We start from the raw sequence: 9,930 nt of genomic DNA, 5'->3' as shown, positions 1-9,930 counted from the left end.
GGTTTTTTTTTTTAATACCCTCTTGTTGTCCCCCCTTAACACGGGGCGGGGGCCGCGGGCCCCCCCCCCCACCCCACCGCCGCGTTCAATCATCGTGATCGACTTCACGCACTCTGGTTCTTCGACGACGCGCCGTAGACGCCCCACACCGTATAACCGGTGACGAGGAAATAGCCGCCCGCGATATACGCGGCGATCGCCGCCTGCGAGGTTGCCTGCTGCTTGAGCGTGTCGACCGCGCCGTTGATCACGCTCGAGACCCGCACGATCGCCTTGTCCGACGCGCTGACGGCGGTAGACGCCGGCCCGGCATTGGCCGCTTTCACGCCGCTGAACGCACCCGAGAGCGCTCCCGTGCCGAAGCCCTGCGCCGAGCTGAGCAGCAACTGTCCGACCGTTACCTTCTGGCCGGAGACGGCGTCGGTGAGCAGGGTCGAGACGTCCTTGCCGATCATGCCGGCTGTCGCCTTCGTCAGGGCTCGGAACGCGACGCTCGCCGTGGCGCTCATCCCCTGTGACAAACCCAGCGTGGCCGGCATCGTGGCAAGCCCGCCGATGCCGCCGCTCGCAAACCCGGTCAGCGCACCGGTGCCCATGGCTTCGAAAAAGCCCTTGGCCGTGAAGTCCCGGCCGTGCTGGACGTCGTACTGCAAGCCGCTCGTGCCGGCGCCGCTGATCGCGCTGGTGGTCGCGCTCCACAACACCGAGGTGGCGTTCTGCGCGACGACCTGCGCGGTCGTGAGCGGCGCGGCCGCCTCGACGCTGGCACTCGCGCCGGCCGCGACCTCGGTCGCTCCGGCCGCCGCCCCTTCGACCGCGACCTCGCCCGCCGCGGCGCCCGCGGCCGCACCGGCCGCTTCACCGCCCACGGCCACCGCGCCGGCTGCGGCCTCACCGCCGAGTGCCGCTCCCGCCAGCGCACCGTCGGCCGCCGCGGCTGCCGGTGCGGCGGCGCCGAACGTCACGAAGCTCAGTGCGATGCCGGCCGCGATCACCGCAACCATCGCCGCACCGATGCCGATCTGCGCCCATAGCGAAATGTTGCCGCTCGGGTCGACCATGTTCAGCGGGTTATTGCTCGCGAACACATAAGGGCTCGCAAATTGCCGTGCCGGATCGGGCGTGACGAAGCGCAGCAGCGCAGGGTCGTAGAGCCGCGCGCCGAAGTCGTACAAACCGAGTGTCGCGTCCCACGGCTTGCCAGCGTACTGGAACAGCCAGCTCGGTGCGCCGCTGCCCGCTTCGCTCAACAACCCGCCGAACGGCAGATAGTCGAAACTGGCAACCAGTGCGCCGGCTGTGTCGGTCACGGCCCAGACCGTGTTCTGATGATCGGCGATCGGATACTTCAGGGCGCCATCGTGCACGGCGGCGAGCCCGTTGGCCCCCCAGATGCAAAGCTGCGGCGTGCCGTCGTTCCAGATCACGAGCGGCGTATTGCCCGCGCCCTGGAAACTGATCTGCAACGCGCTGCCCTGCTGACGCAGCACGCGCTGATTGTTCAGGCCGCGTGCGTAGCGAACCACGTTCGAGCCGTTCGTCACGGCGGCGACCGTGCCGAGCGCCGGATCGTATTCCATGCTCAGGCCGCGCCACTGATCGGGTTTGCCGTCGTTGCGATAGTGGAACGTGACGCCGTCGCCGTCTGCGAGCGTCGCGGTGTCGAGCCTGTCGGTGCCCGCGCTAAAACTCGCCGACAAGGTCGCGTCGTCCTGCGTGGCCTTCCAGATGTTGCCGTTCGCGTCGTACTCCGTCACTGCCTGATTGCCGCGGCCGGCGTTGGCCACGACCGCCGTGTTGAAGCGTTGCTGGCCGTCGTACGTGTACGCGACCGAACGCGTGTCGCTCAGCGCGCTGAAATTGAAGGCGGTGTCACGGCTGGCGATCTGCGAGTCGGGCGTATACGTGTAGTTCTGGCTGAACACCGTCTTCGTGCCCACGCTCGCCTGGTGCGTGAGGATGCTGCCGGGCGAGTCGTAGCCCCACGCGTCGGCTAGCGCGCCGCGTTGTGCGGTTTGCAACTGGCCGTCGGCAGTCCATGTATAGCTTGCGATCGCGGCCGGCGTGCCGGGCACGCCGATCGCGGTGATTTGCCCCTGATCGTCGTACGTGTAGACGATGCTCGGCAATGGACCGCCCGCCGGCAGATCGATCTGCGTGATCTCGTTCAGCGCGTTGTAGTGATAAGTCGCGCTGGCCGACAGTTGCGCGGCGCCGGACACATCGAGACGCGTCGTCACGACACGGCCCAAGGCGTCGTAGACCCATTGCTCGTCGACGGTGCAGTCGCCGAGGCCGCGTGCGGATGCCGGCGCCGGATTGTAGGTGAGCGCGCGCGTAAGCTTGCCGAGCGCGTTCGGGTCCGTGCCGTCGCCGTCGTAGCTGTAGACACGCGCCGCGGTTGCGCCGTCGCTCGCACTCGGCCACGCGAGGTTGTCCACTTCCGCGGTGAGTTTTGCGGCGTCCCATGCTCCGGCTACCACGCCCTCCTCGACGATGCGGCCGAGCGCGTCGTAGCGGGTATAGAGGAAGTACTGCTCATCGCCGTCGAGCGGCACCTGAACGAAGCGCGACTGGCCTTTCCCGTCGAACAGATACGACGTGTTGCCGGTATCCGGATCGCTGTAGACGCTTGGCTGGCCCAACGGATTCTGCAAAGTCGTCCGTACGAATGCGGCCGGGTCGGACTGCGGCCCGTTCGTGAACGCATTCGGCAATTTCATCGTGCCGAGGATCCCGGCCGTGCCGGCCGCCGCGTCATAGCTCGGGCTCACAGTGGTTTGCCCGGCGTTGCTGCCGTCGGTGGCGAGTTGCACGGTGGCCACCGCGCGCTTGGCCGTGTCGACGAACTGCCTTCCCTGGTAACCGCCGGGCGTAGTGGTGAGGGTCGCGAAATACTGGCCGGCTTGCACCGGATCGTTCGCGGCACTTGCCGTATAGACGGTGCGCGTCGTTTCGCGCTCGGCGGGACTTGTGGTGTTGACGTCGTGAATCGACAGTTGCAGCCCGGGCTTGCCGCTTTCCACGATGCGGCCAAGCGCCGAGCCGCCGTAGCGCAGTCCGTTGTACGGATAGTTCTGGTCGTTCGAACGCTTGACCGGCCCGTCGGATTGGCCGGCGTAGTACGCCGCGACGTCGCCTTCCATCTCGCAGGTGTTTTGCAGCGCGGCGAGGAAAGCCGGCACGTCGACGAAGCTCGAGCGGTATTGCAGCGGCGCGAACGCCGCGCCGCTGCCGAACGTGCCGGGCGCAATGCGCGTCAGGGCGAGTTGCCGGTCGAGCGCGTCGTAGACGACTTCCATTACGCGGCTGTCGGTCCCCTGCAACTGATGCACCTGGCGCTGGCGTGCGGCGCCGTCGGTATAAGACTGGCCGATGCGCGGATTGGCGCCCGCCATCAGATTGACGATCTGCAACGCGTTCGGCCCGGTGGAGAACGTCAGGCCTTGCGACGGCGTCGCGGCGCTCGCATGACTGAACAACAACTGGCCGTTGCCGAAGAACAGCACGGCGCCCGGCACCATGGCGAGTAGCCATTGGGTCGCCAGATGCGGCGGGGTCGCCAGCGGGGTTTGCACGGTTGTGCCGCCCGCGCCGGTCCATTGCCAGCCGGATCCCGGAGTCCAGCCGATCTGCTCGCCGGCGCCGAACTGGAACGCTATCGTGCCGTTGCCCAGCGTCGCCGGCGGCACCATCTCGATGAAGAACACGACGGCCGGTGCGGCGTTCGCGGCGCCTTGCCAGACCAGCGAGTCGGCGGCGTTGCCGGTCTTGCTCAGCACGCCGTCCGCGGTGCTCCACAGGCCCGGATTGCCGGGCTGCCAGCGGGTGCGCCACTGCGCGCCGTCGAGGAAGGTTTCCGCGTGGCCGCCGTCGGCCATGTGCAATGTCAGTTCGGCATTCGGACTGGCGTTGTTGAACGCATCGTCGGACGCGCCCTGGCGCGACAGGAAGCGCACGTCCAGTTCCTGCAACTGACCGTCGCCGCCGACCGCCCCCAGCGGCCGGTTGTACGCGTCATAGAGCGTGAAGCTGACGTTGCCGCCGGCGTTCATCGTCGCGCGCAGCAGACGCGTGTCCGCGTGCCAGCTTTGAACCGTGACGTCGGTGCCGAACGGCGCGAACAGCACACTGTCCACCAGCACATTGCCGCTGCCGACATTGGCAAGGCGCAACGCGATGCTGCTGGTGCCCGCAGCCAGCGCGACCGACGCGCTCAGATACTGCCATTGCCCTTGCGTGTCGACGAACGCGAGGTGACTCTTCTGTGAGCCACAGTCGATGTCGATGCCCGAGCCGTCGGCGTCGTAGCCCGCGGGCGTCTGATAACGCACGGCCAGCAGATAGGCCGTACGCCCTGCCGCCGGCGCAACCGTCACGCTTGCGCTCGCACCTTTCGGTACGCTCAGGCTGCGGGTGCCGAGCCACGCGTTGGCCGTGTCGAAGGTCGTGCCCGTAAGTGTCCAGCCGCTCGCGTCTTCGTAGGACTGGAAACCGTTCCAGGCGCATTCGGCGAGCGCCGCGGCCTTGAATGTCGCCACCGGCAAACCCAGTGCGGTGCCGAACAGCGTTGCGCATAACGTCCCGGCGCCATCCGCCTGCTGCAAGACGGTGCCGTTGGCCGCGCGCACCAGGTTGCGCGTCGTGCATTGCCAGTCAGCGGGTGTTTCGCCCGGCGCATAGGTCGAAAATGGGAACGCGGCGGGTCCGCCGGTCCAGCTGAAGTCGGCTTCTTCGGCGGGCGTCAGCACGTCGTCGCCCCATAGCGTCGGCCAGTTGCTCAGCGCCGTGACCGCCGACGATGTCGTGACGCCGGCGTTGGTCGAGCTTTGCGCCACCAGGCTGCTGACATCGCTCAGCACGCGGCTGGCCGGGTTGACTTCGCACGCGTACACATTGGTCTGCACGTCGGTTTCGAGTTCGCCCGCGCCGTTCATCGTCGTGCGGGTGACGCTCGCCGGCTGTCCCGTGTAGGTGTACGGCAGCCCTTGCGGCGCGTACACGGTCGCCTGCCCCGAGGCGACGCCGTCCGTCACCGCGTTCTGCGCGGTCTGCAGGACGTACGCGCCATAAAGCTGAACCGGCGCGGCATGCGTATCGGTCGGGTCGCCCGCGCGCATCACATACGCATTCCATTCGTTCTCGACGCTGCTCAGGGTCGTGCCCGATGCATCGCAGGTCACGACGCTGTGCAGCAAGCCGTCGAGCATGTTGTAGTAATCGTCGGGCGCGACCAGCTGGTTGCCGTTCAGGTAGCAACTCGTCACAGAACCATTCACCGGATTCGCGCTGCTGCCACCCGGGTACACGATGCTCTCGAAATATTTGACGACCTCGCCGCTCGCATCGCACGCGGCGCTCGCGGTGTTCTGCGCATAGCAGGTGGTCGAGCTTTCCGACAGGCCGTCGTCGATCGTGATGCTGGCCACGGGCCAATCCTCGATCGGCCCCTGGATCGCGTCGCCCGCGTAGCGATGCAGATTGACGCTGGTGGCGTCGTCGAGATCGCTCGCGGTGTCCGGGTACGTGAAGAACGCCGAGGCTCCGCCCGGATACATGCCCTGTCCCGGCAAATCGTGCTCCTGCGCCGTCCACATCTGCTGGCCGCCGAGCAGTTGGGCGGAGCCGGCCACCCCGCCATTGCGCAGCACCAGCGCCGACGAAGCCGTTGCATGCCCGCTCGGATTCTGCGTGTCGTACGCCGCACAGGCGATAAACGCGGGACCTTCGTTGATCACCGACGCCGCGTTCAACTGATAGCGGTTGCTCGTTCCGGCGGCCTGGTTGATCAGCGTCTGGATGTCGCCGATGCTCTGCGTCACCGCATGCGACCAGTTGGTCGCCACGCCGCGGAAAAATAGCTGCGTGCCGACGCTCAGATAGTCCGGGTTGCCGCCGCTCGCCCAGTTCGCCGTGCTCTGGTTGCTCGGCGGGACGCTCAAGCCGGTGATCGCGGTCGCCGTGTCGGTCCAGTTCGCGCTGGTGCTGTTCGCGTCGTAGCCGACCAGTTGTGCTTTCGGCGAACCGTTGCCGACGAGAATCAGCGTGCCGTAGTCCGGTCCATACGCGTAACGCTGCTCGCCGACGATCACGCCGCTTTGCGGCTTCAGGTTGCTGTTCGCGAGCCACGCGTCGCCATCGAAGCGGATCAGGTTGCCGCCCACCGCGACCATCGCGTTGCCGATGCTCGCGGGCGCCCAACTGGTCGGATACGCGTTGTCGAATTTGTCGATGAAGGAGAACTTCGCCGGCGCGGCAAAGCGGTAGGCGCTGTTCCATTGCAGCACGAACACGTCGTAGCCCTGCTGACCGCTCGACGCGCCACCCGAGGTCAGATGCGAGACCGCCAGCAGCGACACGTCCGAGCTCAGCGCGACTGTCGTGGTATTGCTCGGCGAAAAGCCGAGCGTCGCGCTGCCGCCCTGCTGCCACGTGCCCGTCGGACTCAGATACGACAGCGTGACCTGTGACTTCATATCCAGCGTGGTGAAGTACTCGCGGCCAGCCGTGAACCACGTATAGGAGGCCGTCTGCCGGGTCGTATGCGTCCAGCTTTGGGTCGGCCAGTTCCACGTGAACAGGTCATAGGTGCCCTGATTGGCCGAGGTGCTCATCTGCGGCACGAGCACGAAGTTCTGCCCGGCCAGTGTCGAGACGTGGCCGTTGGCAATCGGCCAGTGCCAGGTCGGGCTGTTGCAACCGCCGCTGCCGCCGCCGGCAATCACTGCTGCGTCCCACTGGGCCCGGCGCGCCGGATCCTTGCGGAACAGGTGCAGATTGGTGTTGGTGCTCGTGTTGTACGTAATCGCAACGAAGTCCGCGGCGGCCAGCACGGCGACCGTCGAGAGATCCGTGCCGCCGTTGCCGTCCACCAGCAGCGGGTTGGATGGGTCCGCCTGCCAGCTGGTCCACTGTCCGTTCCAGGTGAGGATCTGCAACGACAACTGCTGCGTCGCGCTGTTGTTCCACAGCGCGACCGCATAGTCGGGACCGAACCACACGCGCGGCATCGACTGCTGCGGCATGGGCGCGGGCGCGGATAGCGTCAGCGCGCGCTCGCAGATCGGCAACTCGACCTGCTCATACGCATAGCTGGCGCTGCCGCCGGTCGGATAGACGACGCGACGCAACGCGCCGAGGTTGGTGGGCTCGCCGATGTCGAGGTTGTAGTCATAGCCATAGCCTGGCAAATTTTCTTCGGCTGGATTGAACAGCGCGAAGCCGGTGAGCAACCGCTTGCAGGTGTCGCCCGATGTGCCGGCAACGTTGGCCACCGCCTGCGCGCCCGGGTTCGACGGGCTCGGGTCGTAGACGAATGCCAGCGAAAACAGCGTCGAGCCGTCGGTATGCGTGACCGCGATCCCGCTCAGGAACTGCGTCTCGTAACGGTCCTGGAAGCCGTTGGGCGTGATGTCCGGCACGGTCTTGTGCGGATCCGCATATTCGCGCGGGCTCTCCGGTGTCGCATTGCTCCACAGTTTCGGCTGATAGGTGAAGCTTGCAGTACGGTCGAACACGTCGGTGATACTCGTCAGATAGCAGGCCTTGGTGTACGGCTTACCGCCCACGCCGACCTGCTGTTCCGCGCCATGCGTAAGCAGTCCGCTGCCGTCGCGATCGAAGCCGTTGTAGCCGTACGAGACGAATTCGCCAAAGCGGCTATAGGCGCGCTGCAAATGCCACGCACTCGCGTATTGCTGCTGCTTGCCGGTCACGGCGCTGTTGCCTTGCCACAGAGCGAGACCGTTGTCGTCGGTCCATTGCACGGCCCATTCGATGCTGTTGCCGGCACTGACGTTGTAGCCCTGCGCGGTTTGCGCGACGCCGCCGCCGAACGACATCGTCTGCCCCGTCTCGTTGGTCACGGCCCAACGCTCGTAACGCGAGTAATACAGCACCTTCCAGAACTTGTAATTGACCAGTTGGTACGACTCGCCGCCGTCGCTGGCATCGAGCGTTTGCTGATTCAGTTGCAGAACGAATTGCTGCTGGAGTGCATCATCGTCGATCCGCCACGGGCTTGCGCTGCCCGCGATCTTCGCGCTCGCCGAGAGCGGCAAACCGCGCTGCACGAACTCGCTGCGCACGGCGGCCGGCACCGTCTGACCGTCGACCAGCGATCCCGCCAACGCGCCGGCCATGCCGAACAGCGACGGATTGGCGGGCTCGCGGATCAGTTGGCTCGACACGCCCGCCATATTGATCGAATAGGTCGCGGCTCCCGGTGTCGGCGCGCCGCCGGTGTCGAGCGTGATCGCCGATACCGGCAATTGCCAGCCCATGCCCAGCACGCCCGTCGGACGGTCGCGGTTCCATGTCATCGCCTGCTGGTGGACGTTGCTCTCGTACTGGATCGACAGATCGATCTGCAGGCCGTCGTTGCCGGTACGCCCGGGCATCGAAAACAGTGCCTGCGTAAGGTTCACGTCGCCGCGAAACAGGTTGACGCTGCTCTTGAGCACGCCCACCGTGCTGGCATCCATCTGGAAAGTACGAATGCTGGGAATCGAGGAATCAGACATGACGGCCGGCTCCGGAAAGAACGCGCGCACGCGACCGCCCGCGGCCAATGCGGGCGGCGTGAACGCGCAGGTGTAAGGAGGCGCACGCGCGTGCGCCGTTGCATGTTGCGGCGGGTTGCCTGGCCGCTGACTCAGGTGCCGACGATGAAACCGCTGACGTTACTCACGCCGTCGTCCTGCACATGGCCGGAGTTGTCGATCAGCTTCGCCGCGCCGGTAACCGTGACGTCACTGCCGCTCACGCTCTGCACCGACAGACTCACTGAGAACGTTTTCACGTGATGGTCTGAGTTGTCGCGGTACTGCACCTTGTAGCTGCTCAGGAACGGCGTGTAGTGGGCGAACGGCTTGCCGAACGTGACTTTCTGCGTGTTGTTCTGCAACGTGTTGGTGCCGCGCACGAAGTTGCCGAGCGACGGGTCGCAGTTCGCCACGAGTCCCGCATCCACGGTGCCCGATACGTTCCCATGACCCGTGTCGTCGTACATATAGACCGTGCCGTTGATCGACGCGGTGTTCCCGCTCAAGGTCGTGCCGACAGCCGCGCATGCCGTCTCCATATGGTGATCGGTGCCGCCATACGACAGGTAGTAACCGGCGAGCGCGGCTTGCAGCACGTTCGGATCGGTGCCGGGAATCGTGATCGGCGAACTCGACCCGCCGTTGACGATGCCGGAGACATTGCCGAGCTTCAGATTGGAATCGTCGACGCCGACCCACGCGAGCGCGACGACATTGACATAGGACGAAGCCGGATCGAGGTTGTTTCCGCTGGCATCGACCATCGTCGCATGCGCCGTGATCGCGAGGGACGATCCCGATTGATTGACGCTCAGCGAGACCGATATCGTCTGCACGTGATGGTCCGTATTGCCATAGCTCAACGAAAAAGCCGAGATGCCGACCATACGTTGCGTAATCTGGTCGGTGAAGTTGAAGGTGTTGGTAGCACCGGGTTTGATCTGGGCACTCTGAATCTGCAGCGGCATGATATTGCTCCCGAATTTGAATACGCGCGGACAAAGCCAGTCCCTGCCATGGCGATTTATGCGCCGTGGCTTAACCAGCCATTTTTAATAAAAAAAGAACCCCTTTCAGTAAAATACTGAAATAAAACCCAACGTACTTTTATTTAAAAATTTAACATTCCCGCTAAATCAGAATCCAAAATACAAAAGCTCTCCCAGACTCCAGTGAAGGGAATCGGATTGTCTGATTTTGAAGAGCGAAAGCGCAGACCGCACCCTCGCGCACGAACGGAAATGCCCGTCCCGCGGGCCTGATGCCCCCGGTATTCGATGGCCTCCTACAGAACCTCGGCACTCTGAGCGGCCGATAGCCGGATTGCGTCTAAATTGCTGTTATGCGACTCAGTATGGTTGATGGCAACAGGAAATTCAATGTTCAG

At 65.0% G+C, this 9,930-nt stretch carries 2 protein-coding genes; both read right to left on the bottom strand.

The features are described from left to right. Positions 1-104: 104 nt before the first annotated feature. A complete protein-coding gene (locus P0D73_RS29480; protein ID WP_408434055.1) occupies positions 105-8,522 on the bottom strand; it encodes an RHS repeat domain-containing protein in 8,418 nt (2,805 codons plus the stop codon). A 131-nt stretch (positions 8,523-8,653) separates the two neighbouring features. Beyond that, positions 8,654-9,511 (bottom strand): hypothetical protein, encoded by an 858-nt coding sequence (locus P0D73_RS29475; RefSeq protein ID WP_408179186.1) that lies wholly within the window; start codon positions 9,509-9,511, stop codon positions 8,654-8,656. Positions 9,512-9,930 lie beyond the last annotated feature (419 nt).

Origin of the sequence: Paraburkholderia sp. RL18-101-BIB-B, assembly GCF_046026985.1 — a bacterium.
Lineage (GTDB): Bacteria > Pseudomonadota > Gammaproteobacteria > Burkholderiales > Burkholderiaceae > Paraburkholderia.
This window is presented reverse-complemented; position numbering and strand designations above follow the sequence as displayed.